Consider the following 24,891-nt stretch of genomic DNA (forward strand, 5'->3'; position numbering starts at 1 on the left):
CGGCTTCCATCACAAGAGCTCCTGAGTTACAGAAAATCCCCCAGCCCTGCCCGCTCCGCATGCACTGCAATCGCCTCATTGATCTCCAGCGCCAACGCCAGCGCAGCCCTTCCATCCTCGCCCGACACCACCGGCCGAGTCCGCTCCCGCACCGCCCGCAGGAACGCCTCAATCTCCAGTCGCAGCGGCTCCCCCAGCTCTACCGTCACCTTCTTCAGCGACAGCCCCGCCGAAGGATGCCCACCAGAAAGCGCCCCAGCCAACTGCGCCTTCTCCGCCATCGCAGCCAGCATAGCCGGATCCATCCCAGCAGCCGCCGTCACGTCGATCATCAACAGATCCTGCCGCGCAAAATCCAGCGAAAGATACTGATGCGGCTGAAAGAACCGCAGCTTCCTCACCCGCTCCGTACTCACCCGGCTCGCCGTAAAGTTCGCAATACACCCGTACTCAAACTCCACCCGCACATTCGCAATATCCACCTTGCGCGACAGCACCGGCAGCCCCACCGCCCGCACCTCGCGCACCGGCGAAGCCACCAGGCTCAGCACAATATCCAGATCATGAATCATCAGATCCAGCACCACATCCACATCGAGCGAACGCGGCGTAAAGATGCTCAGCCGGTGCGCCTCAAAGAACATCGGCTTATGCAGATGCTCCCGCGCCGCCGTCACCGCCGGATTGAACCGCTCCAGATGCCCCACCTGCACAATGCACCCATGCCTGCGAGCCATCTCCAGAATCGCATCAGCATCAGCCAGACTAGCCGCCAGTGGCTTCTCGATCAGCAGATCGACCCCAGCCTCCAGCAGCGGAGCAGCAGCACTCGCATGATGCACCGTCGGCACACACACCGAAGCAGCATCAAGCCGACCAACCGCACCCAGGCAAGCCTCAATCGTCGCAAAGCCAGGCACACCGAACCTCTCCGAAGCCGCAGCCACAGCCGCCGAATCGCGATCCACCACGGCTACCAGCTCTACCGCCTGCCCCGCCTGTTGCAACTCCCGCAGCACCCGCAGATGATTCCGCCCAAAGGCTCCTGCCCCAATCACGGCGACCCGCAGAGCCCGCGTCGGCCTCACACCTTCCTGCGCCACGCCTTCCTGTGCCACTACTTCTTTTCGACCGGAGCCTCAACCACCTCGCGGCAGCGGGCATACAGCTCGAGCAGATGCGTCACCTGGTCCTCACTCTTTGACGACGTCGGCAAACCAAAACCAGTCGAGCCAGCCGACTTGTTTCCAACATTAGCGTGCGATGCCACGAACTTGAGTAGATCGAGCGCGATATCTTCGGTACGACGCGCTCCGTTGATGGATTCCATGAAATGATTCCTCGTTTCTCTTAGCCTGATGTTAATGGCCCACCCGTCATGCACGCAAATGACTGCCACTCCACCACAACGATAGACTTCTCCTACAGCAGCTCGAGGAGGTCCACGCAGAGATGAAGTTAGAGATCCATAGCAAGATCCATAGCAAGATCCAAAGCAAGATCCAAAGCAAGATTCAAGATGAGATCCATGACGACGACCTGAACAAGTTCGAAGCCCAGGGCGTCGCACTGCCGCCACTCCCGAACCACGGCAACGACCACGGCTACGTCGAACACGAGGGAGCACGCATCTGGTACGCCACCTACGGCACCGGCGCGCCCGTCATCCTGCTCCACGGCGGCCTCGGCCACAGCGGCAACTGGGGCCACCAGGTCCCCGCGCTCCTCGAAACCGGCCACCGCGTCATCCTCATCGACAGCCGCGGCCACGGTCGCAGCACCCGCGACACCCGACCCTACTCCTACGAACTCATGGCCTCAGACGTCCTCGCCGTCATGGACACCCTCCACCTCCAACAAGCGTCCTTCATCGGCTGGAGCGACGGCGCCTGCATCGCTCTCATCACCGCCGCCCAGGCTCCCAACCGTGTCGCCGCTGCCTTCTTCTTCGGCTGCAACATGGATCCCTCCGGCCTCAAACAAATTGACCAGCATAACCCCCTGCTCTCCCGCTGCCTCTCGCGCCACTTGCAGGACTACGCCCAGCTCTCCGCAACACCCGACGACTTCCACTACTTCGCCGAAGCCGTCGGCGTCATGATGAAGTCCCAGCCCAACTACACCGCGCACGATCTATCCCGGATCAGCGTGCCCGTCCTCATCGTTCAAGCCGAGCACGACGAGTTCATCCGCGACGAACACGCTGAATATCTCGCCCACAACATCCCGGACGCAAAGCTTCTCTTCCTGAAAGGTGTAAGCCACTTCGCCCCGCTCCAGCGCCCCCAGCAGTTCAACGAGGCCATGCTCGCCTTCCTTCACGAATACCAACCCCAAAACTAGATCGAAGCGAATGTCCTGCCGGACGGGCCCACTGCACGTGGCGCGGGCGTTCGCACGCCTTTTTAGAGCTTCGCGTGGTCCTCCCGATGGTCGGCACAACAATCTTCCGTCGCGACCAACGGAAGCGCCAACCGAAGGGGTATACAAGTCACGAAGTGACCGCCGCCCGCGCAGGGCGCACTTAACCCGCAATCCCACACCGATGCGCCGGCCGCACCCCGCACACAATCTCATAAGCGATCGTGCCCGCCAGCCAAGCATGATCCTCCGCCGTAACCCCATCCCCCAGCACCACCACCTCATCCCCCAGCGCAGTCCCCGCAATCCCGCTCACATCCACAATAGTCAGGTTCATCGACACCCGCCCCACAATCGCCGCCCGCTGCCCCTTCACCATCGCCCACCCACCCGGTCGTGCATTCGACGCCGAAAGTTCCCGCCGCAGTCCATCCGCATATCCCACCGGCAGCAGCGCCAACCGCATCGCCCGCTCCGCCACAAAGATCCCGTTGTACCCAACCGTCTCTCCAGCCTCTACCTCGCGCACCCCAATCACCCGCGTCTTCCAAGTCATCACCGGCTGCAGCGCCTGACGCACCTCACTCACACCCCCACCCTCAATCGGCAGACAGTACCCATAAAGCGCTATCCCCGCCCGCACCATCGACCGCGCCCCAACTCCAGTCGCCAGCCCACGCAGCCAAGCCAGGTTTCCCTCCGCACCCTGGTTATCCACCGTCGAAGAGTTCCCCGCATGCACCCACTCCGGCCGCAACCCCGCCGCCGCAACCGCACCCATCGCCTCCTCAAATCTCTTCCTCTGCTCCACCGTCTGCGCCGACCCCGCCACCTCCGACGACGCAAAGTGCGTCATCACCCCATCCACCCGCACCGCCGTCTGTCCCGACACCCAAGCGAGTAATTGCTCCAACTCACGTCCTGGCGCAACTCCCTGCCGAGCCATGCCGGTATCTATCTCCACATGAACCGGCACCACCACTCCACCGCTCCGACCCGCAGCCTCCGCCAGCCATTCCATCTGCTCCCTCAGCCAAACCACCGGCGTCAGCCCATGCCGAATCACATCCGCGGTATCCTCTCGCAGCAACCCCGACATCACCAGAACCTCCGGCTGCTCTCTGCGCGAAATCCCGGCCGCAGCCAGCGCCTCCCGCACTGCCGCACCCTCCGCCACATCGGTCACCCCCAGCCACTCCGCCCCCGCTCGCGCCAGCACTGGAGCACACACCGCCGCCCCATGCCCATACGCATTGGCCTTCACCACCGCCAGCACCGCGGTCGTCGGGGTTGGAGGGGTCGCTGCGGATGGCTCCCCACCAGCCGCCGCCCTCAGCAGCCCGTAGTTCCCCACCAGCCGCCGCTCCGAAACCTCCACCCAGCTCTTCACATCCTTATCCTACCGTCGCCGCCCACTCCAGCAGATACCTCTCCAGATACGGACCTCCGGCGAATCTCGGCGAACGCGCGGAGACGCTGAAAGTAGCGAATGATGCCGATTGACAGTAGATATCTTCCGCCCTACCATAAGGCTGTTCCCGTGGGGCACGTCGGCATCCCGCCGAAAGGGCCAGGCCCGCCCGCTGAAAAAATCTCAGCAGGGATGCGCCTATGCCCACCATTGAAACCTACCGCAAGCAAGCCAAACTGTTCCTCCGCTGGCATCGCGAACGAGACTACTCCATAGGCGAACGAGTACGCCGCCTCGAACGCTATCGGTCATTAACCGACCAGGAGGTGCTGGCGCTCAAGTTCACTCTTGCATTAGCGCAGGAGATCGTCGCGGTTGAAGCCGGATATCAAAGATGGGCGGATCTGAAAGCCGCAACCGCCGGAGCCACCAGGACGCCGCGCGCTCCGTCCAGCCAGCCATTCCTGAAAAAGGTCACCCCCATCCTGCTCGTGCACAATGTCGAGTCAAGCGCTGCCTTCTTCCAACAGAAGCTGGGCTTCGAGATCGACTTCCTCCACGGTCTGCCACCGTTTTATGGCGCAGTCTCTCGAGATGGCGTCTGCCTGCACCTCCGCTTCGTCCACCAACCCTTCTTCGCTCAAGTCGCCGCTCAGGAGAAGTCGCTGATCATCGTCTCCATCGAAGTCGCAAACGTTCAAGACCTCTTCAAAGAGTTCAAGTCACGAAATGTGGAGTTTGCCCAAAAGGTCACAAAGCACCCCTGGGGCGGAACTGATTTCCATGTGCGAGATCCCGACGGCAACGTCCTCTCCTTCGTTGCATACGGTTGAACATTTGCCCGTCTTCAACCCGCCCACCGGTCAGAGGGAAAGATGATTCCGACCAACGGGAGGACCACGCGAAGCTTTAGAGAGGCGTGCGAACGCCCGCACGCACCGGGGTCCCCGCAAACAGGTCTTAGTTTGCGGGGTGGCCGAGCGTAGGAGGCCCGTCCGGCAGGACAGCTTCTTATTCCCCATCGCACCCCGAGTGTGATACAAAGCCACGTCTGAAGAAAGCACACCCGACGCGCCTCCACCCGGAGTTCGCGACGGTCTCCAAGGGGTAAGTCTGTCGCCATGAAAATGAATAGTCGTTCAGTCCTGCTGCACACCAGCCTAGCCGCAACTCTCGCCCTTGTCCCCCTCGCCGGTTGCAATAGCGATAGCGCCAGCAGCAACGCCGCCAAACAGCTCGCCGCTCTCCAGGCCCAGCAGGCAAAGAACGCAGGAAACTTCTCCAACACCGTCTTCCTCGGCGACTCCCTCACCGCAGGCTTCCAGAGCGGTTCCCTCCTCGACACCACCCAGGTCCACGGCTGGGCGCCCGTCCTCGCCGCTCAGGCCGGCTTCAACATCGTCCAGCCCCTCATCGCCTACCCCGGCGCGCCCAACGTCCTCCAGCTCGAATCGCTCGGCCCCCCGCCCGTCATCACCTCCGCTCCCGGCACAACCACTGGCCGCGACAACTTCGCCACCCAGGTCACCGACCTAGCCGTCCCCGGAGCCCTGCTCAACGACGTCATGAACACCGTCCCGCTGGTCAACCCCGCACCCGGCCAGCAGCAGCTCAACCAGCTCGTCCTCGGCTTCCCCGGCCTCGGCTACGGACAGGCCAACAGCCAGGCCACCTTCGCCGTCAACGCCCAGCCCACCACCATCTTCCTCTGGATCGGCAACAACGACGCCCTCGTCGCCGACGAGACCGGCATGCCCAGCAGCATGACCTCCGTCGCCACCTTCACCAGCCAGTACCAGGCCCTCATCACCGAACTCACCACCAAGGCCCCGGCCCATCTCGTCATCGGCAACATCCCCGACGTCACCCGCGTCCCCTATCTCACCCCCGCAGCCCTCGTCCTCGGCGAAGTCTCTGCCGAAACCGGCCTCCCCACTGCCGAACTCAGCGCCATCCTCGGCATCGTTCCCGGCGACCTCGTCAACCCCACCGGCACCGCCGAGATCCCGCTTATCCTCGGAGGCCTCCAGAAGGGACCCATCAGCGACGCCGGCGTCCTCTCCGCCGCCGAGGTCGTCACCGTCCAGTCCCAGGTCACAGCCTTCAACCAGGTCATCGCCGCCCAGGCCAAAGCCGCCAACGCCACCCTCGTCGACATCAACGCCCTCTTCAACCAGGCCTTCACCAATGGTGTCACCATCAACGGCTACACCGGTACCTCCAGCTTTCTCGGCGGCATCTTCGCCCTCGACGGCATTCACCCCACCAACGTCGGATACGCCGTCGTCGCCAACGCCCTTATCGACACCATGAACGCCACCATCAGCACCAAGATCCCTGACGTCCCACTAGGCCCCGTCGCCGCCACCGACCCCTACTGGCCCCCCAACCTCGCCACCCAGATAGCCCCCGCCGCCCGCCCCAGAACCATCCCCGCCAACGCCGGCAAGGCCATAGCCCCCATCCTCGAAAAGAAGCAGTGACAGAAACAGTAGGTCTCCAAATTCAGCCCATCGCCGTCCATGCCAAGCTGCGGACAATCCATAGAAAATGACGAAGGCGCATTTAGCGTTGCCAATCCTGACCAGATCGGTGCTGGATAAGCGCATTGGCCTGTTAGCAACAGTCGAGGGTCAAGTTCCCGGGCTCGCTCGAGCAACATTGCCGAGTAAAAGGCCTGAGCCTTCTTCACGAAAGCTAGTGCAAGCCACAACTTTGGCTTGTCGTGTACAGCACTTCGGCTATGGCGTGCCAGAGATGTCGCTACCCTGAAGGATATACAGGGCACCTACTGTGGTGCCTTCACTCGGCCAGTTCGAAGTCACGAAGACCAGCCCCTTCGTTCCCCAGCGAACCAAGCGCACTGGAGCGCCCAGCACGTCCGGAATCGCTATCGTCTTCAGCAGCGCCTGCGTGTTCAGGTCATAGATGTTCAGCGTGTACGAGTTGGCTCCCTGCCCTGAGTTGTTGATCCCGACCGTGCTCGAGGACGTGAGGACGAAGGCTCGCTTCAATGCCGAGTCCGTGGCTACCAGGACGCCCTGACCAGAATCGAACTTACCGACCTGCACCGGCCCGACCGGATTTGTAATCACACCCGAGTCGCTGTAGAGCAGCTTGGTTCCCGGATCGAAATGAACCTGCAATCCGAAGCCGCCCGAATTGAGACCGTTCGCAGGCGATACGCCGGACGGGGAAACGGTAACGCTGTAGATTTCTTGCGGCGAAATCCCATTTTGCACTTGACCGTAAAGCGTATTCGCATCCGCGCCCCATGCAAGACTGCTGAACTCGACGCCGCTTGTATAGTACGAGAGGGTGTTCGGACGAGCAGTAGCGTTGTCATAAATTGCGAGAAGACAGCCGTTGGGCTCAACGTTCGCTATGCCTTCCGATACCGCAATCGTTTGAGGATTGCCGGGAGCTACCTTCATCGCTGCAGGAAACGCGCAACTACCTTGCGTGCCTACCGTGCCCGTGGCTCCCGCACCCATCGGAATCGTGAGACTCAGTGAAAAGGACGGCAACGAATACTGCTGAACGATTGCCTGGCCTGAAAAGCCCGCATACAGATAGCTTCCATCGTCAGAGAGCGCAATGGTGCTCGGTTGGTCGGCAACGGGAATCATTTGCCGGACAGCAGCAGCGACCGGGTCGATGACGGCAATGGTGTTGGGCGATATGGGATCGCCAGCGGGAACCGAAACGTAAAGCAGGTTGCGTGCGGCGTCCCAGGCAAGATCGTTGCCTGAGACATTGAGTACCTGCATCTGCGCGTTGGCACCCAGATTTGGAACCACTGTGAAGCCTATCGAATTGGAACTGCCTGTTCCCGGACCGTTGCTGACCGCGAGTAAGCTTGCCACCGGCTGGCCTAGCGCTGCCGCGGGAATCGTGACGACCATCTGGGTGTCGGAGATGGAGTCAATCAACAGGTTCTGATTGTTCCACGTCACTTGAGAGGACTGCGTAAAGTCGCGGCCCGTCAGCGTCACCTGCGTGTCCGCACTCCCCACCGCAACGCTGACCGGCGTTACCAACGCGAGCGTAGGCGAGGGCGCGACAAAGCCGCCAACCGCGGACGTAACACCCGTAGGCGTAACAAACGAGCCATCGATCAGGTAGACCTGCGAGGCGCCATTTGCCGCAAGCCCGCTCGCTCCCCAGCGAACAATGGTCGAAGCGCCCTCGAGACCTTCGACCAGCATCGAGTTGATGTAATTGAACCGATCGAGGCCGAAAGCCTGAATGTACTCTCCATTCGGAGCGGGATTGCTGCTGTAAGAGCTGTTGACGTTCACATAGAAGCCGACGCGCTGCGCAGTATCCAGCGCAAAAGGATTTTGCCCGTTGGAGAGGGTGTTCTGGACCTGCAGCAGTCCCATCGACTGACCGGTCGCTGCATTCAAAATATGCCCATAGCCGTCGATCAGGTTCCCGGTCGAAGGATCGTAGGCGAGATGCTTCACGAAATCACCAAGTGCGCCGGTGTACGTTTGCGCGAGGGTGATGCCACTGGCCGTTACCGAGAACACATCCTCCGGTCCACCCGAATAAGCCGAGTCTGTCCCGTAAAGAGTTGTGCTGTCTTTGCCCCAGACCAGCGTGTCATAAACATTGGGGTACGCCGGCGGACCAACAATTGCGGCTCGCGAGATACCGTCGTCGTAGACCGCAACGCCTCCGACTGCGCTCTCGGGATTCGTGTCGCCTGTATGGAGCGAAACGGCGACCGTATGCGGCTTTCCCGGAGCAGCAGTCACAGCCGCCGTCGTATTCATCACGCCGTTGGCGCCCTCGCCCAGGGCAAATGTGATGTCCGGTGTAAGCGATGGAAGGATGAGGCGTTCGATCTGGCCCGTCGACGGCAGTGTCGCGTAGATGTAGGTGCCGTCGGAGGTGACAGAGATGCCGGCCGGCTGACTCGGCAGCGTCTGGGATGCAATCACGGTTCCCTGGAGCGGATCGATCGTCACGATGCTGTTTGGATTGTTCGTCGAACTGGAAAGAGTCGACGCGACAAGGACATTGTGGACGCTATCCCAGCCCAGATCCGCCGCCGCGACGTTCACTGTCCGCACACGATTACTCGCACTGATTACATTCAACGTTTGCGCCTGGGACGTGCCGCCACCGGGGGCTGGATTCGAGACCGCAATCGTGACCGGGCCGACGGTCGAAAGCACACTCGCCGGTACCGTGACCGTGGCAACAGCGCTCAACTGGCCCGTGGAGAACGGCTGCACCGCGGTTCCGTTGATGAGAATCGTTGACGATTGAAGAAAGTTGCTTCCATTGAGCACAAGCAGGAAATCCGGCGCTCCTGCCGTCACTGCCATCGCTGAGAGGCTGTTAAGCACAGGCACAGGATTCACGATCGGCAGCGTGACCGTATTATCGCCCTTAACTCCAGATGCTGAATCGACAACCGCGATCGGTATCGTTCCCGTCGTATAAGAGATTAAGCTGGCAGGAACCGTGAATTGGATCGAAGTAGTCGAGATGAAATGCGTGGAGAGCGCGGTGCCGCTGGCATAGACGACCGTCGTAGGCGTAAAGTAACTGCCGCTCAACGTGACCGTCTGTGGTGAATTGCTGAGCGGCACGGTGGAGGGAGCGAGCGAGTCAAGCTCAGCCGGGTGTTGAAGAAGAGAAACTGCGACGCTCTGCGAGCTGCCACCGCCCGGTGCGGGATTCGATACCGTCAAGCTCAAAGTGCCCACAGATGCCAGTAGCGCGGCCGGAGCCACAGCCGTAAGCTGCGTACTGCCGACCAGCGTGGTCGCGAGCGAAGTCGTTCCAGATGCAACCACCGACAAAGAGCTAAAGTTTGCGCCGGTCAGCGTAAATGTTGTATCCGCAGAGCCTGCATACAGAGAGTTCGGTGTTATACCCGTCAGCGTCGGTTTCGGGTTCGTCACTAAGACCTGCTGGGACGAAGAACCGCCGACCGAAACCTGACCATCCGGATTTGCAACCGTTACGTTTGCAACCAACGTCGACGCCGCCAGGTTCGCGGGCACTGTCGCGGTGAGTGTCGTTGCGTTCCCATAAGTGGTCGTGAGTGCGGTTGAGTTCCACTTGATCGCCGACTGCGGTTGAAAATTGCTTCCCGTTACTGTCAGCGTGAACGCTTCCGAGCCCGCAGGAACACTTGCTGGAGACACGCCCGTGACGGCGGGTGCCGGAGTCTGCGTGGTGCTCCCGCCGCCGTTAGTAGTTGCGCTGCGGCTGGAGCCGCCAGAGCATCCCGTTATGCTTAGGGAAAGAGCAACAAACAGTATAGGCAGGGAAAGAAACTTTAGAAGTTTGGTCATTTAGCTCAAAACGGTGGATTTTTGGGTGGATTTCTGCGGCCAATTGTATGGCACGTCCACCTAAAAACGAAGAATTTTATCCAGAATTCTCGAACGACCGAGCAGCTCAATCTGCCGGTAGAACCTCAGATCACCGCAAAAGCGTCGACTCGTGTTGGATGGCGTAGATGGAAGGACTCTAGATCCGAGTCCTCAATGAGTGATAAATCGCCAAGTCACCCATCCAGGAATTACTACCGGCAACGCATCGAATGAAGGTACAGGCTTGATCAGAGAACAGGCCCGAAATTTGAAGGGTGGCAGCTCGTCAACTCCCGTTTTTACAGGAAAATTCGTCTGTCAAGTCCCAGTTTCATCTATCTCTATAACAGTCAACGAGATCCACCTTGCGCACGAGTTATGTCAAATTAGCTACCCTTGAAGTAGAGAATAAATACACAAGAGTACAAAACCTGCGCGATCGCCATCCCGAGGGCTTTTTCTTCTTGTGCGAATAACTACCACTAACCCTTTTATAAAGAGGAATCTGCAGGTAACCCCTTTACACGGAGGTATTTACGAGGTAAGCCTCCCCGCATATTACTCAATCAAAAAGAGTTACGCGCGGTGTATAGGGGGGGTACCCCCGGGGGCAACATCGTCATGGTCCGGGTCTGGAAGTGTCGACACCGCCGGCTACTGAGAGCCAACAGGGTGCACAGGACGAATCCGCCCATCCCGCAGCGCAAACAACTCCCCGCGCCACACCACTGTATCCCCCGCAAAGCTCCACATCCAGAACCCCAACCCAAAAAAATCCCGCAGCGGCAATAGCCAGAGATCACGCAGCACCTGTTCATCCCCCAGCACGCCCACTCCAACCGAAAGAGCCACCGCCACCCGCGCCAGCAGCACCACACTCAGCAACGAAAAACTCCACAGCGCTAGCCCGCTCGCCACGCAGGTCATCACCGCCCACGGCACCGCATACGTAATTCCCAGCCCCAGGTAGCCCAGCTTGCGCGAGTCCCGCGTCGACCGCGCCCACCGCAGCTGATGGTCCTTGAAACCGCCAAAGTGATACTCCGGCACCGTCGTCTCCACCACCTCGTTCGAAAGCTCCACCCGATACCCGGCAGCAGAGATCCGCGCCCCCATCTCATAGTCGTCAGCCAGATACTCCGTCAGCGACTCTAACCCCCCAGCCTTCGCCAGCACGCTCTTGCTCGTAGCCAGCGTCGATCCCAGCCCAAAGTGAATCCCGCCCTCCAGCCTCCGCGCCGTCAGCACTCCCGGCAGAAAGTCCGTCGAGATCCCCAACGCCTCCAGCCGCGACCACACCGTCAAGCCTCTGCCACCCTCCGCCGTCCGCCCAATATAAGGAGCCGTCACCATCCCCACCTTCGCATCCGAAAAACACTGCATCACCCGCGTCAGATAGTGCGGCGAGACACGAATATCGCTGTCATTGATCACCACATACTCATACCGGGCCTCGCGCAGCATCTGCACCAGATTGCTCACCTTGCCCGACGTCCCCAGTCGCTCCCGGCACTCCACCAGCCGGATCGCGCACTCAGGAAACTCCACCTGCAATCGCTCGATCTCGCTGACAGCCGGATCGTTCCGACTGCTCACGCCAAAAACAATCTCGAACCTACCAGCATACTGTTGCCTGCAGTGGCTCACCAGCCCGGCATACATCCTCTGGTCCACACCCTTCACCGGCTTCAAGATCGTAACGTCAGGCGCAAAGCCCGCATCGACGCTCTTTCGCCGCCAATAGTGCGCGAAATCTCGCGTCCCCCACAGCGCCAGCAACAGATAAGCGAGACCCGCAAGGGTCAACAGCGTAGTGATCGCCTCAATGAAGATGGCCATCCCACTAGTCTACCGGCATCTATTGGCCGAAATCATCTCCATCGCGACCAACGGGAGCACCACGCGAAGCGGTATACAAGTCACGAAGTGACCGCCCCACGCGCAGTGGGTTTTTGCGCTACTCATAACGCAAAGCCTCAATAGGATTCAGATTCGCCGCCTTCCAAGCCGGATAAATACCGAAGAGAAGTCCGATCCCGCACGAGCAGCAGAAGGCCAGCGCAACCCACAGCGCCGACAGCATCGACGGAAAGAAGAGATGCAGCACCAGAGCGATCGCACTGCCGATCAGCACGCCAATAATGCCGCCGACAGCGCACAGCGTAATGGCCTCCAGGGTGAACTGCGCGAGGATGGTCTGCTTGCTCGCGCCGATCGCCTTGCGCACCCCGATCTCCCGCGTTCGCTCCGTCACGCTGACCAGCATAATATTCATCACACCCACGCCTCCCACCAGCAACGCCACGCTGGAGAGCGCAAACAGCAGTAAAAACAGGCCACCCGTAATCGTGGTCCACAAACGAGTCAGCGAATCGGTTCCGAAGATCGCAAAGTTGTCCGGCGCCTCGTTCTTCACCTTCCGCCTGCGCCGTAGCAGCTCCTCCAGCTCATCCTGCACCAGCGTCTTGTTCTTTTGATCATCAAACTTCAGGCTGATCCAGTAGTCCAGTATCTCCGGGTGAATCTTATGGAACGTGGACACAGGGAAGAACGCCTTGTTGTCCTCCGGGTTCTTGCCTCCCCCAAACGCCTGTTTTTGTTTGTCCATCACCCCCACGACGGTAAACCTCATGCCCGCAATGGTCACCTCCTGGCCCACCGGATCCGTCGCGCCGAACAGCCCATCCGCCGTATCAATCCCCAGCACGACGACATTCGCCGCCCGCTCCACGTCGCTCTCGTTGAAGAACCGCCCATCCTTCAAGTTGAGCTCATACACGTCCTTCACGCTGTCCGTATCTCCCTCCAGCAGCGTCCCCTCCATGATCTTGCTGCCGTATTTCACCGCGACCGTACCCTCCACCCCGGTCTTATCCCGATACTGCAATCCAGGCGTCACAGCCACCACATGCGGCAACTCCTTCATCGCCATTGCATCCTCGTAGGTCAACTGCTTCCGCGTCAGCATCTCTGTCGTAGGCCGCACCCCAATAACCGGAAACCGGAAGACCCATATCACATTCGTCCCCAGCGACTCCACCAGGCCGGACACGCTCGAGTTCAATCCGTTAATCACCGACGAGATGATAATCACCGTCATCACGCCAATCACAATTCCCAGAATCGTCAGGCCGCTACGCAGCTTGTTCGCCCGCAGCGTATCCAGAGCCATCACTACCGTTTCTTTAGTATCGGCGATCTGCATTAACGACCTCCCTGCCCTCTACCCCTACCCAGCCCCGGCCTCACTCCGATCTCAGCGCCACAATCGGATCCAGTTGCGCGGCCTTTCGAGCCGGATAGACCCCGAAGAAGATTCCCGTACCGGTAGCCATCACCAGCCCGGCAATGACGCTCCACAGCGCAATCGTCGAAGGAAATCCTGCCAGAATCGTAATCGCCTGCGCCACCAGAATTCCCCCGATCACGCCGAAGACTCCGCCCACCAGCGCCATCGTTCCGGACTCAATCAAAAACTGCATCAGGATATCCTTTGGACGCGCGCCGAGAGCCTTTCGGATGCCGATCTCGCGCGTCCGCTCCGTCACGCTCACCAGCATAATGTTCATAATCACGATGCCGCCGACCACCAGCGAGATCAGCGCCACCGCTCCGGCCACCGCTCCAAACGACCGCGTTACGATGCTGAAGAATCCCACCAGCGTATTGTTCGTATCCAACTCAAACGAGTCCTCGACTCCCGGAGCATCATGCCGGCTCGATCGCATCAGAACCCTCACCTCGTCCGCCGCCGTCTCCAGCACCGGTCCAGCCTCGCCCGCCTTCACATAAATCGTCAGCGTCTTCTCCGTCCCATAGCTCTTCTGAAACGCCGTCAGCGGCACAGCCACCCAGTTATCCTGGCTCGCCCCAAACGTGCTCCCCTGCTTCTCGCTGATCCCAATGATCGTGTACGGGGTGCCGTCTACCCGCAACTCCTGTCCCAGCGGATCCATCCCCACAAAAAGATGGTCCTCAATATCGGTCCCGATGATCGCCACATGTGAGGCGTGCTCCTGGTCCGCCTCCGTGAACCCGCGCCCCTGCATGATGTTCAGGTTCTGCAGCGAAGGCATCTGCCACGTATACCCCCGGATGTTCGAATCGGTCGTGGACTCGGTCCCCCGCACAATCTTCCCTGTCACAGCCTGCTGCGCGCCAATCCCCACGCAGTGCCTGCAGTTCGCCGCCACATACTGAAAGTCGGGGTACAGGATGTTCTTGCGCTTCTGATACCGCTGATAGTCCTCCGGGCTGGTAATGATCTGAGGCATCTTCGAGACGGTAAAGACATCCGCGCCATAGCTGGCGAACTTCGTGGTGACATAGGTGTTCGCACCGTTGACCAGCGTCACCACCGCAATCACGCTGGCTACGCCGATGACGACGCCGAGCAAAGTGAGGACGGAGCGGAGTTTGTTCGCCCATAGCGACTGCAGCGCGATCTTTACGGCCTCTTTGAATTCCATCGCCCTGTCTACCTTGAGCTTGTCTACCTTGGGTACGCTTGAGACTATCAGCCAGTGGCCTCCAAAGCGAGATTTCCCTTGCTCTCTCATACGCAATCGAGCAGCGTTTTGTTCGCCTAGCCCCAAAGAGGTGTCATCCAGAGCGAAGGCACTCACAGCACTATCGTGAGTGCCGCAGCCGAAAGACCCGCATTTGCCCTTGCCTATTCTCGTCCGCCACCCCATAGAAGTGCCTGTTCTCCTCACCCAAGCAAAAAAGCCGTCATCTCGACCGAAGCGACGGACAGTCTCACCGTCCGTCGCGCAATAGAGAGACCCGTATTTGCCTTTACTTCGCGACGCTCATCCAGCTGCCCCTTCGGCATGCTGGTCAGGGTCTATTTCGGCTAAAGTCACGGGGCAATAAGGTAAACTCGTCGCCGTCTACTTTTTATTTTTTGAGACCACTCCGATGCGCAAGCTGGGGATTGGTTATCGCTACAAATGCACGATTTTCTGCGCGAGCGTTCTACAGTTGGGAGCCAGTTTTATGCGGAAGTTACTACTAATGCTGATCCTTGTCACAGTGGCAAGTGGAGTTGGTGTGGCGAAGGCCAACGCGCAGCAAGAATCGGCTTCATATACCGAAACCGTTCTGTACTCCTTTACCGGCGGCCAGGACGGCCGACCGAGTACACAGTTGCAAGGCAACGACAGCCTTGTTATCGACTCTTTTGGGAATCTCTACGGGACTACAAATGGCGGCGGCGCGAACAGCGGGGGAGCACTGTTCAAACTAGACACCAGTGGCAAGTACACTGTCCTGCATAGCTTCTGTTTCCAGGACTGTCCCGGAGGTAGCGCTCCAACTAGCCTGATCCGGGACGTCTCGGGAATACTCTATGGAACGACACTTGGCGGCGGGGCCGACCAGTTTACTCCCGCCGGAACACTCGGCGCGGGAACCATCTTCAAACTGGACAGCGCTGGCAACTACTCCCTCCTCTACAGCTTTTGCGCTCAGGCCAATTGCACCGACGGCCTCCATCCGTACGGAAGACTGGTCGAAGACGGTTCTGGAAATCTCTATGGGACCACCCAAGACGGAGGAGCAAATAATGGGGGCACGGTCTTCAAACTGGATCCCGCCGGCAACCATTCCATCTTGTATAGCTTTTGCTCCCAGGCTAACTGTATCGATGGTGCATCTCCCAACGCGGGTTTATTCGAGGATGCTTCCGGTAATTTTTTCGGAACCGCTGTCAATGGCGGCGCTAGCGGATACGGAACCGTTTTCAAATTGGACACTGCTGGTCATTACACTGTGCTGTACAACTTTTGCTCCCAAGCCTATTGCAGCGATGGTGCCTATCCCTTTGCGGGCTTGGTCGGAGATGCTTCCGGAAACCTCTATGGGAACACCTTTAACGGCGGCAATACTAACAGCGGTTTAAGTCCTGGCGGTGGGGTGGCGTTCAAGATAGACGGTTCGAGCAAATTTACAGTGCTTCATACCTTTTGCCAGCAGGGCAACTGCGCGGACGGTGGCAGTCCAGCAAGCAGTTTCATAAAAGATAGTTCTGGAAACTTTTACGGGACAACAATCGATGGTTACGACGGTGAGGTTTTCAAGCTCGATAGCGCTGGCAACTACACCATTCTGCACACCTTTAGCTTTCTTAACGACCCCAATTACGCCTATGGATTCGACCCCGCCGGTAGCTTAGTCGAAGATGCCTTTGGCACCCTGTATGGGATGGCCGTTGGAGGGGGCACCATAGCCACCGGCAGAGGTGAAGGAGTGATATACAGCCTGACTACTCCCAGTTTTGCGATTGGTGCCGATGCGTCGACTATAACGATAGCTTCACCCGGACAACAAGGGACGACGACCGTCACAATAACGCCTCGGAATGGATTTAACCAAACAATCACGTTCAGCGACTCCAGCTGTAGCGGATTGCCGACAGGCGCAAGCTGCTCTTTCAGTCCTTCGAGCGTGACGCCGAGCAGCGGAGTTGCCGAAACAACGCTGATCATTTCAACCACCGCGACATCTTCCTCGATTTCTCAGAAACCACTTGAGCGCGGCAAGGGTGTGTTCCTTGCGTTCATACTCCCAAGCCTACTCGTTTTTATACCGAGGACTCGCCGTGGGCAACGATCTGTCAGACGAATCGGAAAGATCTTGTTGTTGCTACTCGTGTCTTCAGTCATCGGCCTCAACGGCTGCGGAGGCGGGGGCGCCGTAAGCTCCACAGGAGGGGGAGGGGGCAGCTCCGCAGGAGGCGGCAGTGGCGCGACACCCGCAGGGACCTATAAGGTGACGGTAACGGCTACCGGGTCTGGGGTGTCGGAAGCGATGGCGCTTACGTTGGTGGTCCAGTGAATAGACTATAAGTGCGGGCAGGCTGACCCACCCCCAGACAACCGGTGGGATACACTTGTGTTCCCAGACGGCTGGATGATCGCTGCCGCCCGGGGCCGCAAGACGTTGTATCAACGGGCTATCGCGCCAGTTTCCTAACGGCCAACCCGGCGGCCGGTCGTTCAACGGAAGCACGTACCGAAAGGCCCCGGCCCGGCTTAGGCTTGATCAACCTCACCTCCGCACCCAGCTCCATCTTCCCTGCAAACTTGATTAGCTTGCCCACGCTGAACTTCGAGATTCTTCCGTTGCGCAGATGACTTACGTCCGGCTGATGAATCCCGAGGATCGATCCAAGCTGCTCCTGCGTGAGGCTGCACCCTTCAATATGTTTCATCAGCTCGCGATAGATATCGGCCTTTACTTTGATCTCTAACGCCTCTGCTGCGCTGAACCCAAGATCATCCAGCACGCTTCCCTTTGTCATGTGTGGTGAGTTCCTCTTTTGCTCCCTCGACATCCTTAGGCTTCCCTCTTAACCGTTGTTGTATCTGTTTCCATCTGGCCTTGGCGGTGGCCAGATCTCTCTTTTCCGTCTTTGCACTATCCTTCGTGAAACAGTGCAGAACATAGATGACGTCCTTCACTCGCGCCATGTAGATCATCCTGTACCACTTGCTGCCGTCCTGGTCCTTTAACTCAACCAACGCTTGCGGCAATCGATGTCATGGGCCTGACTGTAAACGTGGCCGTATCGGCTTAGGCCCGAATTGCAATACTTTCAGCGAATCACCCTCCCACGAGATATCTGCCAGCTTCACCCGTCACGTGCCCTCGACCTCAGTGTATAGCATAATTGCTATACGGTCTAAGGCTGCGATACACTTGGAACTGCAGACGGCTGGATGATCGCTGCCGCCCGGGCCGCAAGGCGTTGGGCGGGGGAGGAAAGTCCGAACTCCGCAGGGCAGTGTGCCGGATAACGTCCGGGACGGAGGCGTTAAGGCCTCTGGACGGCAAGTGCAACAGAGAATGAACCGCCTCAAGCTGGTGATTCGCCTCGGTGAATCCGTAAGCGGTTTGAGGTAAGGGTGAAAAGGTGCGGTAAGAGCGCACCGCGCGGCCAGTAATGGACGCGGCAGGGTAAACCCCACACGGAGCAAGACCAAATAGGCAGGGATCGTGCCGCTTCTCTTCAGGCGGCGCGAGCGTATCGGCCCGATGCGTCCAGGCGGAGAGACTCGAAAGAGAGCCGAAACTTGCGGGTAGGTTGCTAAAGCGCCGCAGTAATGCGTCGCGTAGAGGAATGATCGTCTAAAACAGAATTCGGCTTACGGGCCGTCTGCGAACCTATGGCCTCGAAGTCGCTAAAACGATCTCGGGGCCATCTCTTTTGAAGCAAAGGTCCTGCCGGACGGGCGCCCTGCGCGGGCGGCGGTCACTTCGTGACGCGTGTACCGGTCTCGGCAGGATGATCGTCACGGGGCCTCCCGTTGGTCGGCATAGTCATCCTTCGCGACCAACGGGAGCGCCAACCGAAGGGGTATACAAGTCACGAAGTGACCGCCGCCCGCGCAGGGCGCCCGTCCGGCAGGACCCCCAAAAAATAAATCTCAAAACCATGTCACTTTTTTCGTCGCTAGGATAAGTGCATTTCCAGCCACGCAAAACACCACAACCTCACCACATTTCACCATCCAAAACACCACGTTTCGCACCCACATTTTGCGAAAACCCTCAGCAAAAACCCACTCCACCACGCCAAAAAAAAACCACAACCAAACCAGAAAAATGACTATCGAATCGCGGCCATGGCGGCACGAAAAAGAGTTTCAAAGTCATGGGCGACATCTGGGTTCTTAGTGACGGCAGTCTCAATAGCCTTTTGAGCCACAGGGCGGGGGTAGCCAAGGTTGACCAGCGCAGAGAGCGCATCATCGCCCGCAGGGCCATGATAAGCGCCCCCACTAGTCGCAGGAATGGCCGTCGCAAGGTCATCCAGCTTGTCCTTAAGCTCAAGCACAACGCGCTCAGCAGTCTTTTTGCCAATGCCCGGAATCCTCGTCAAAGTAGCATGATCGCCGGAACGGATCGCGGTGATAAGGCGGCTCCCATCAATCCCGCTAAGAACCGTAATAGCAAGCTTTGGGCCAATGCCTGAGATGGTGAGTAGCTTCTCAAAGAGACGTTTTTCCTGCATTTCCGAGAAGCCGAAGAGCGCGATCTGGTCTTCACGCACGTGGGTGTGGATGTGAAGCGAGGCTTCTACGCCTTCGTTGGGGAGTGCCGAGAAGGTGGTGACGCTGATGGTGACGTCGTAGCCCACACCGGCGCACTCGAGGATGGCCTGGTTGGGAGTTTTTGAGAGGAGGCGTCCGCGAAGGTGGGCGATCATGCTGTTGGTGATTGTAGCGTGTTGGATTGAGGCTGTTCTCTAAAGCTGCCTTCGGCCTCATCGGCTCCTCATGTTTTAGTTCACGCAGCGGATATTCTCGATCTGTTTAGGAAGGCGAATCCTTCGTTTCCCCAGAACAGCGTTGTTGTGAGTTGTGAGAAGGAGCGTCTGACGGCGGTTGAGGTTTGTCTGGCTAAGGATGGGTTATTGCCAATCTCTTGCCAGGGGCTGCGACAGTGCGATGCGCAGGCCCTGAAGATTTCGCCATCGAGATAAGGATCTCTTGCCGAACTGGTTCCGGCATGGGACACGCAGTAAAATCCACCCAACAGACATGAAGCGCTCCGTCCTCAGCCACGTCCTGCTTCTCGGCCTCGTCGGCGGCGTCCTCATCGCCGTCCTCCGCTGGTCCGAGTACCAGTTCCTGGTCATCGAGCACTCCTTCGAAATCTATGGCGCCATTGTCGCCATCCTCTTCGCCGCCTTCGGCATCTGGCTGGGCATCAAGCTCACCAAACCACGGGAAAAGATCATCCTCCGCGAAGTCCTCATCCCCGCCGCCGCGCCAGCCGAGCAAGCCCCCTTCGCCCTGAACCAACCCCAGCTCGACGCCCTCGGCATCACTCCGCGCGAGCTCGAAATCCTCAACCTTATCGCTCAGGGACTCAGCAACCGCGAGATCGCCGACCGCCTTTTCGTCAGCGAGAACACCGTCAAAACCCACTGCAGCCGGGCCTTCGACAAGCTGGGCGCCCGCCGCCGCACCCAGGCCGTCCAGCTGGGCAAACAACTAGGTCTCCTCCCCTAAAACCGTTCCTCCGAAAGCATGATTTATTCTGCACACCCCAAAATCACCCAAAAGCATGACGACAAACGCCGCCTCTGACCCGCAAAGTGTCTTCAAGTCCACCTCCACAGGAGCCTCACATTGAAGAAGACCATCCTCGTTTTTGGCCTCATCTCCGGCGTTCTTTCCTCCGTCATGATGTGCGGCACCCTCCGATTCCTCAGCGACCTCAACCACGGCCAAAAAGCCCTGGTCATCGGGTACACCACCATCGTGCTTTCCTTCCTCCTTGTCTACTTCGGCATCCGCTCCTACCGGGACAACCTCGCCGGCGGCTCCATCACTTTCGGCCGCGCCTTCGGCATCGGCATTGGCATCACCCTCATCTCCTGCCTCTTCTATGTCGTCACGTGGGAGATCGTCTACTTCAACTTCCTCCACGGCTTCATGGACAGCTATTTCGCTCACCAAATCCAGAAGGTTCAATCCTCGCCCGGCACCACAGAAGCCATCCAGGCCAAGGTCGCTGCCATCCGCCACTCCCAACAGCTCTACGAAAACCCTTTCGTCAACGCCCTCTATACCTTCATCGAACCCTTCCCCGTCGGACTCCTCATTACCCTTGTCTCCGCAGCCATCCTACGCAAGAAGCCCCAATCCCAACCAGCTTCGCTTTCCGCGACAGCTTAAAAGCTTTGCGTAGAAGAGTACGAGTTTTAGCTCGCCGGCGGTTAGCAGGTCGTCGCTGTAGCGGACTCATGTTTTCGCTCATTCCAGCGCAGGTGAATCAAGTTAGAGACCGGTGTGATCGGACTGGTGCGAGAGCAACACTTTAGTTGCACCATTTTATGTGCAACTTATGTATGATTGGCAAAAATAATTCTTCAGATTTTGATATTGGACACCCACTCCCTATGTTTGGAGTGCCAAGGTCCTTCAAACGAAAGAGGAAACCGAATGGCTGAAGAGCTAAAGAGCAGGTTCACCCGGGCAAGGTTGGCTGCAATCGTCGAGCACGAACTACGTGAGGATGGTAACTGCCAGGCTAGTTCGCATGTGGTGATCGTTCCGCAGGTGGGCTATCTGGTGGCAATCGAAAACGGAGAGTCGGTGACGATCAGGCTGGTTGAGGAGCTTACCGAGGCTTAGGGCTGAAGTCGACGCCGGTCGTTGGGGTCTGTGGCGTAGGGGTCACTTCGGCTGCGAGACCATAATCTGCTGGTAGACACGCTCGAGCGGCTCCGGGGTAACGCTGACACGTCCGCGATAAGGATTGTCGAGCGAGGCTACGAGATAGATAAGCAGCCCGATGAGGGCTGAAAACATGATCGTCATCCACAAGTGCATCTTGAAACTTGCCGTGTGAAAGAACCATGTGGTCGCGATGCTGAGGATCGCTCCCGCTATAACGACAAGCCAGAGGGGTCCCGGTAGTTCGGCGGTGACACTGTTCAAACGTGCGCGTCGACTTTCGGTGAGGTCGTTGAAGGCGCGGTAGGCTTCCGCCGCAATAATCTTCTGTCTTTCGGTGGTGGGCTCAAAGGACATAAAGTCTCTCTGAAAATCCGAGAGGGCGCCACTGGCATTGTTGGGTACGATACCTCGCTGCTGCATGGGCCAGCCTACGTCGATGACCTGCCGGGTGTAGGTACGCAGATCGTTCTGCAAGGCCGAGCGCACAGGCTCAGGGTAGGCGCCGATGTCGCGGTAGAGGGCGCCTACGGCGATGGCTTCGTGGTCTACTCTGTTTTCGACTTCGGAGTAGGTCTCCCAAGTTCCAACGGCGACAAGACCGAGGGTGATGCCGTAGAAGACGGTGACTGCGGCGAGGTAGAAGCCAACGATGTCGTTGTGGGAGTGGTCGATCAGGTGAAGGCGACGGACCAGGGGCCGGGTGAGATAGAGTCCGGCTAAACCAACGACGGTGAAGACGCCGACGATTAGCGTTCCGAGAAGCCAGTTGGACAAGTCGTAAATCCAATGAAGATCCACGGATGTCTCTCCTCGGGACGAAGTCTGAGATTCAAATGCAAAGAAGGTAGCTTCCCGGCACAACCGAAGGAAGAGAACCTCTCCTGCGGTTGTGCCCGGACGCAGTCTATCTTTACTGCTATTTCTTGTTGGCTGGAACGCGCTCGACTTCGACCTGTTGGCGACGAACTGTGTCATGTACGGTCTCGACGTGATCAGAGCCGGTCTTGCCGACGACAACTTCTTCGGCGATGCGAGAGGACTTGGAGACGACGGCCTCCTCTGCGGTTTCGAGCACTTCGATCGTTGAATCGGACCAGTCGATATCCTTGACGTAGTTAGGATCTGAAACGGCGCGGCGTACGACTTCGGCATGCTCTTCGTGCAAGGTCACGTTCTCTTCGACCGGCTTCTCGGTGATAAAGCGGCGAATACGCGTGGTGCCCTGCTCGACGAGCCGTTTGCCTACTTCGAGATGTTCTTCGGCGAGACGGAGGACCTGATCTTTTCCGAGATCGGAGGTTACGGGTCTTGCGGGCAGAGCAGCCGCAGCGGCGACGGCAGCAGCGGCCGGAGCAGCGATGGTTGCCGCGGATTCCTTGGAGATAACGCCAGTGTCGACGGCACGATCTTTTACGTCAACCAGGTTGTGCTGGTTGAGGATGGCCATCGCCTTGGGCACGTCTTCTTTTGCGGCGCGGAGGGTGAGGACGACTCCGCCGGATTCGACGGCTTTCGCGTAGACGGTCGCTTCATGCTGTTCGATGTCGCCACCGAAGAGGCGGTGCCAGAGGCCTGGTTCGCGCAAGGCGGTATCGCTCGTGGGGAGATCTTTTCCGCTGACGATGCTGATCTCGTCATCATGAAAACCTGCGTGCTGGAGGTTGGTCTCGGCTGCCTGCGCATGATCTGCAGTATCGAATAGAGTGACGATCTTCTCGTAGGTGCTCATCGGTATTCCTTTCTGGGTTCGGCTGCATTGGATTGAGCCCCCGCTTCAGGGACTGCAGGTTGTTCTATGGGGAGGCGAGTGACCTGGGCTTCCTGCCTCCGCAATGTGACTGATTCCTGATACCGCTCTGTTTTTCTAATCCGTCGAATGTGCACTTCTTCTTTGAGTACCAAGTGCCGTTCCACTTTGAGGACTTCTTCAACGACGGGGATGATGGTGACATCGCCTTCCTGACGTATGGAGGGCATGACCTCGACTTGTCGGTCGATGGGGACGTGTTCGACCTCAACTTTTTCCTGCTGCAGGAGCTCATCAACCAGTTGCTGGTGGGTATGAGTGACGCGGGAGACGCGCACGCGCGCGGTTTCGACGACACGCTTGGCGACGGAGAGCTCTTCTTCAAAGACCGGGATGACAGTTTCGCGGTCGACTCTTGTGACTGCGGTGTCGACCGCGTCCGAGTGATCAAGGGACGGATTCATGATGAAGAACCTCGAAGCAAAGCGTTGGGTTGGGGAGATGGTTGCTACTTAGCCGTGACCAACATGGAGATGCGGCGGTTGAGGGCTCGACCTTCCGCGGTGGAGTTGTCAGCTACTGGGTGCTCGTCGCCGTATCCTTTGGCGACCAGTCTGTTTCGGGCGATGCCCATCGTCTCCAATTGAGTGACGACGCTGTTGGCGCGATCCTGAGAGAGCTTCAGGTTCTGCGCGGCGTTACCGGTGTTGTCGGTGTAGCCGCCAATAGTGAGATGGACAGCAGGGTAGGCTTTGAGGATGGCGGCGATATTGTTGAGTTGATCAGTGGACTGGGGCTGCAGGGAAGCAGAACCAGTGTCGAAGAGGAGACGGTCGAAGTCGAACCAGGAAGTTTTGTCAGGAGTGCGGGCTGGGTCTTTAATGAAGGCGAGGAGTTTACCCTCAACGCCGCGCTCGGGGATGCGAAGGGTGGTGGAGTCGGGCAGGGCGGCGTCAACCAAGGTACCAAGGTCGGTGCCGGTGGAAGAGGTGATTGTGGCCGGGGCTGGAGTGGGTACGGCGGGAACGGTTGTGTCGGGTTGCGTGGCGACTGTGGGCTGGTGCGAACGATACCACCAGAAACCCAGCACAAGTGCGAGCGCCAGCAGGCCGAGGAGCCAGGGCAGGATGGAGCGACGCTCTTCGACTCGCACGGACTGAGCTATGACCGGGTTGACGTCGACTTTATGCGTGGAGACGGGGACAGGCTGGCGGTGGAAACTTTCCGGCAGTAGGCCCTTCAACGCGTCACTTTCGCGTGCGAGGAAGCCTGGGAGAGTACTCAGGCTAACGCTGCCGTCGCGAACCTTACTGCCGATGAAACCAAGCGCCGTCTGTGCGCCGATTGCCAGAAGACTTGAGGCCGCCGCGGAACGCAGGCCCGTCTGGCTGCCAAGCGCCTCTGTGATGGAGCTTAGCCTGCCACCGAAGATCGTCGAGAGGAACTGGGAGCTTCCTGTGAGGAAGGGAGAGGTGGGGTTGGTGAGGGAGCCGTTAGAGAGCGCAGAGCTGACGGCGTTCTCCGGGGTTGCCGAAGCCTGCTTCAAGACCTGGCTGAGAAAGCCCTGATCGCCCGCTTTCTGCGAAAGACCGCTGACGACGGTGGCTATGGAAGACTGAATGCCATCGAGGACAGTTGTTTCCGAGGCCCCGAAGTGGCTGGCAATGCTCTGAATTGACTGAGCGGGGAGGGCAGCGGAGAGGGTTGCGAGCGAGGAGTTCTGCACGGGTGTTGCCTCCTGGGGATGGAAAAGCATGGTCCGTCGTTCCTGTTTCGAGGCTAGCCTATGCCCCTTCTCTCCGATGACGCAAGCATGTGCGAATAATTTTTACAATAGATTTT

22 protein-coding genes and 1 other RNA gene are annotated in these 24,891 nt (G+C 58.7%); 8 read left to right on the forward strand and 15 right to left on the reverse strand.

The window, feature by feature from the left end:
* Nucleotides 1-26: 26 nt before the first annotated feature.
* Both HDF08_RS18740 and HDF08_RS18745 read right to left on the reverse strand, forming a co-directional pair.
* Nucleotides 27-1,118 (reverse strand): Gfo/Idh/MocA family oxidoreductase, encoded by a 1,092-nt coding sequence (locus HDF08_RS18740; RefSeq protein WP_373563232.1) that lies wholly within the window; start codon nucleotides 1,116-1,118, stop codon nucleotides 27-29.
* A complete protein-coding gene (locus HDF08_RS18745) occupies nucleotides 1,118-1,330 on the reverse strand; it encodes a hypothetical protein (RefSeq protein ID WP_179640202.1) in 213 nt (70 codons plus the stop codon). Before HDF08_RS18745 ends, HDF08_RS18740 begins: the two co-directional genes overlap by 1 nt.
* Nucleotides 1,331-1,452: 122 nt before the next feature.
* Here HDF08_RS18745 and HDF08_RS18750 point away from each other — a divergent pair, with 122 nt between their 5' ends.
* Nucleotides 1,453-2,343, forward strand: coding sequence for an alpha/beta fold hydrolase (locus HDF08_RS18750; protein WP_179640203.1), 891 nt, complete (start codon nucleotides 1,453-1,455; stop codon nucleotides 2,341-2,343).
* 181 nt (nucleotides 2,344-2,524) lie between these two features.
* On the opposite strand, the gene alr is transcribed toward HDF08_RS18750, so the two are convergent.
* Complete coding sequence (alr, locus tag HDF08_RS18755) at nucleotides 2,525-3,751, reverse strand: alanine racemase (protein WP_373563233.1); 1,227 nt, start codon at nucleotides 3,749-3,751, stop codon at nucleotides 2,525-2,527.
* A gap of 221 nt (nucleotides 3,752-3,972) precedes the next feature.
* Here alr and HDF08_RS18760 point away from each other — a divergent pair, with 221 nt between their 5' ends.
* Nucleotides 3,973-4,605 carry a glyoxalase superfamily protein gene (locus HDF08_RS18760; RefSeq protein WP_179640204.1) on the forward strand — a complete coding sequence of 211 codons (633 nt, stop codon included), beginning with the start codon at nucleotides 3,973-3,975 and terminating at the stop codon, nucleotides 4,603-4,605.
* A 288-nt stretch (nucleotides 4,606-4,893) separates the two neighbouring features.
* A complete protein-coding gene (locus HDF08_RS18765; RefSeq protein WP_179640205.1) occupies nucleotides 4,894-6,255 on the forward strand; it encodes an SGNH/GDSL hydrolase family protein in 1,362 nt (453 codons plus the stop codon).
* 258 nt (nucleotides 6,256-6,513) lie between these two features.
* On the opposite strand, the gene HDF08_RS18770 is transcribed toward HDF08_RS18765, so the two are convergent.
* The 5 genes from HDF08_RS18770 to HDF08_RS21860 form a co-directional block, all read right to left on the reverse strand.
* On the reverse strand, nucleotides 6,514-10,089 hold the full coding sequence (locus tag HDF08_RS18770) for an IPT/TIG domain-containing protein (RefSeq protein WP_179640206.1): 3,576 nt from the start codon (nucleotides 10,087-10,089) through the stop codon (nucleotides 6,514-6,516).
* Between the two features lie 675 nt (nucleotides 10,090-10,764).
* The gene (hpnI, locus tag HDF08_RS18775) at nucleotides 10,765-11,949 is read right to left on the reverse strand and encodes a bacteriohopanetetrol glucosamine biosynthesis glycosyltransferase HpnI (RefSeq protein ID WP_179640207.1); all 1,185 of its coding nucleotides are present in this window, start codon (nucleotides 11,947-11,949) and stop codon (nucleotides 10,765-10,767) included.
* A 118-nt stretch (nucleotides 11,950-12,067) separates the two neighbouring features.
* Nucleotides 12,068-13,315 carry an ABC transporter permease gene (locus tag HDF08_RS18780; RefSeq protein WP_179640208.1) on the reverse strand — a complete coding sequence of 416 codons (1,248 nt, stop codon included), beginning with the start codon at nucleotides 13,313-13,315 and terminating at the stop codon, nucleotides 12,068-12,070.
* Nucleotides 13,316-13,355: 40 nt separating this feature from the next.
* Complete coding sequence (locus HDF08_RS18785) at nucleotides 13,356-14,579, reverse strand: ABC transporter permease (protein ID WP_179640209.1); 1,224 nt, start codon at nucleotides 14,577-14,579, stop codon at nucleotides 13,356-13,358.
* 242 nt (nucleotides 14,580-14,821) lie between these two features.
* Complete coding sequence (locus HDF08_RS21860; RefSeq protein ID WP_257031274.1) at nucleotides 14,822-14,944, reverse strand: hypothetical protein; 123 nt, start codon at nucleotides 14,942-14,944, stop codon at nucleotides 14,822-14,824.
* Nucleotides 14,945-15,030: 86 nt separating this feature from the next.
* Here HDF08_RS21860 and HDF08_RS18790 point away from each other — a divergent pair, with 86 nt between their 5' ends.
* Nucleotides 15,031-16,947, forward strand: a complete 1,917-nt coding sequence (locus HDF08_RS18790; protein ID WP_179640210.1) for a choice-of-anchor tandem repeat GloVer-containing protein — start codon at nucleotides 15,031-15,033, stop codon at nucleotides 16,945-16,947.
* A 118-nt stretch (nucleotides 16,948-17,065) separates the two neighbouring features.
* Here the strand turns inward: HDF08_RS18790 and HDF08_RS18795 are convergent, their stop codons facing one another.
* Nucleotides 17,066-17,413, reverse strand: a complete 348-nt coding sequence (locus HDF08_RS18795; RefSeq protein WP_179640211.1) for a helix-turn-helix domain-containing protein — start codon at nucleotides 17,411-17,413, stop codon at nucleotides 17,066-17,068.
* Nucleotides 17,388-17,645 (reverse strand): type II toxin-antitoxin system RelE/ParE family toxin, encoded by a 258-nt coding sequence (locus HDF08_RS22290; protein ID WP_353070022.1) that lies wholly within the window; start codon nucleotides 17,643-17,645, stop codon nucleotides 17,388-17,390. The genes HDF08_RS18795 and HDF08_RS22290 overlap by 26 nt, the downstream gene beginning before the upstream one ends.
* A 174-nt stretch (nucleotides 17,646-17,819) precedes the next feature.
* On the opposite strand from HDF08_RS22290, the gene rnpB reads away from it, so the two are divergent.
* An RNA gene (gene rnpB, locus HDF08_RS18805) (RNase P RNA component class A) lies at nucleotides 17,820-18,276 on the forward strand.
* 445 nt (nucleotides 18,277-18,721) lie between these two features.
* Here rnpB and ruvA read toward each other — a convergent pair.
* Nucleotides 18,722-19,321 (reverse strand): Holliday junction branch migration protein RuvA, encoded by a 600-nt coding sequence (ruvA, locus tag HDF08_RS18810; protein ID WP_179640213.1) that lies wholly within the window; start codon nucleotides 19,319-19,321, stop codon nucleotides 18,722-18,724.
* A 334-nt stretch (nucleotides 19,322-19,655) separates the two neighbouring features.
* Between ruvA and HDF08_RS18815 the strand changes: the two genes are divergently transcribed.
* From HDF08_RS18815 to HDF08_RS18825, 3 genes are all read left to right on the forward strand, one after another.
* The gene (locus HDF08_RS18815) at nucleotides 19,656-20,129 is read left to right on the forward strand and encodes a helix-turn-helix transcriptional regulator (protein ID WP_179640214.1); all 474 of its coding nucleotides are present in this window, start codon (nucleotides 19,656-19,658) and stop codon (nucleotides 20,127-20,129) included.
* A gap of 120 nt (nucleotides 20,130-20,249) precedes the next feature.
* Nucleotides 20,250-20,798, forward strand: a complete 549-nt coding sequence (locus tag HDF08_RS18820) for a DUF4199 domain-containing protein (RefSeq protein WP_179640215.1) — start codon at nucleotides 20,250-20,252, stop codon at nucleotides 20,796-20,798.
* 267 nt (nucleotides 20,799-21,065) lie between these two features.
* Nucleotides 21,066-21,257 carry a hypothetical protein gene (locus tag HDF08_RS18825; protein WP_179640216.1) on the forward strand — a complete coding sequence of 64 codons (192 nt, stop codon included), beginning with the start codon at nucleotides 21,066-21,068 and terminating at the stop codon, nucleotides 21,255-21,257.
* A gap of 42 nt (nucleotides 21,258-21,299) precedes the next feature.
* On the opposite strand, the gene HDF08_RS18830 is transcribed toward HDF08_RS18825, so the two are convergent.
* The 4 genes from HDF08_RS18830 to HDF08_RS18845 form a co-directional block, all read right to left on the reverse strand.
* Nucleotides 21,300-22,076 (reverse strand): bestrophin-like domain, encoded by a 777-nt coding sequence (locus HDF08_RS18830; RefSeq protein WP_179640217.1) that lies wholly within the window; start codon nucleotides 22,074-22,076, stop codon nucleotides 21,300-21,302.
* 142 nt (nucleotides 22,077-22,218) lie between these two features.
* Nucleotides 22,219-23,031 carry a YsnF/AvaK domain-containing protein gene (locus tag HDF08_RS18835; RefSeq protein WP_179640218.1) on the reverse strand — a complete coding sequence of 271 codons (813 nt, stop codon included), beginning with the start codon at nucleotides 23,029-23,031 and terminating at the stop codon, nucleotides 22,219-22,221.
* A complete protein-coding gene (locus HDF08_RS18840) occupies nucleotides 23,028-23,513 on the reverse strand; it encodes a YsnF/AvaK domain-containing protein (protein ID WP_179640219.1) in 486 nt (161 codons plus the stop codon). The genes HDF08_RS18835 and HDF08_RS18840 overlap by 4 nt, the downstream gene beginning before the upstream one ends.
* Nucleotides 23,514-23,557: 44 nt before the next feature.
* Nucleotides 23,558-24,775: an OmpA family protein gene (locus HDF08_RS18845; protein WP_218884867.1), complete on the reverse strand. Its 1,218-nt coding sequence runs from the start codon at nucleotides 24,773-24,775 to the stop codon at nucleotides 23,558-23,560.
* Nucleotides 24,776-24,891: the final 116 nt, after the last annotated feature.

Origin of the sequence: Tunturiibacter empetritectus (assembly GCF_013410875.1) — a bacterium.
GTDB classification, from domain to species: Bacteria; Acidobacteriota; Terriglobia; order Terriglobales; family Acidobacteriaceae; genus Edaphobacter; species Edaphobacter empetritectus.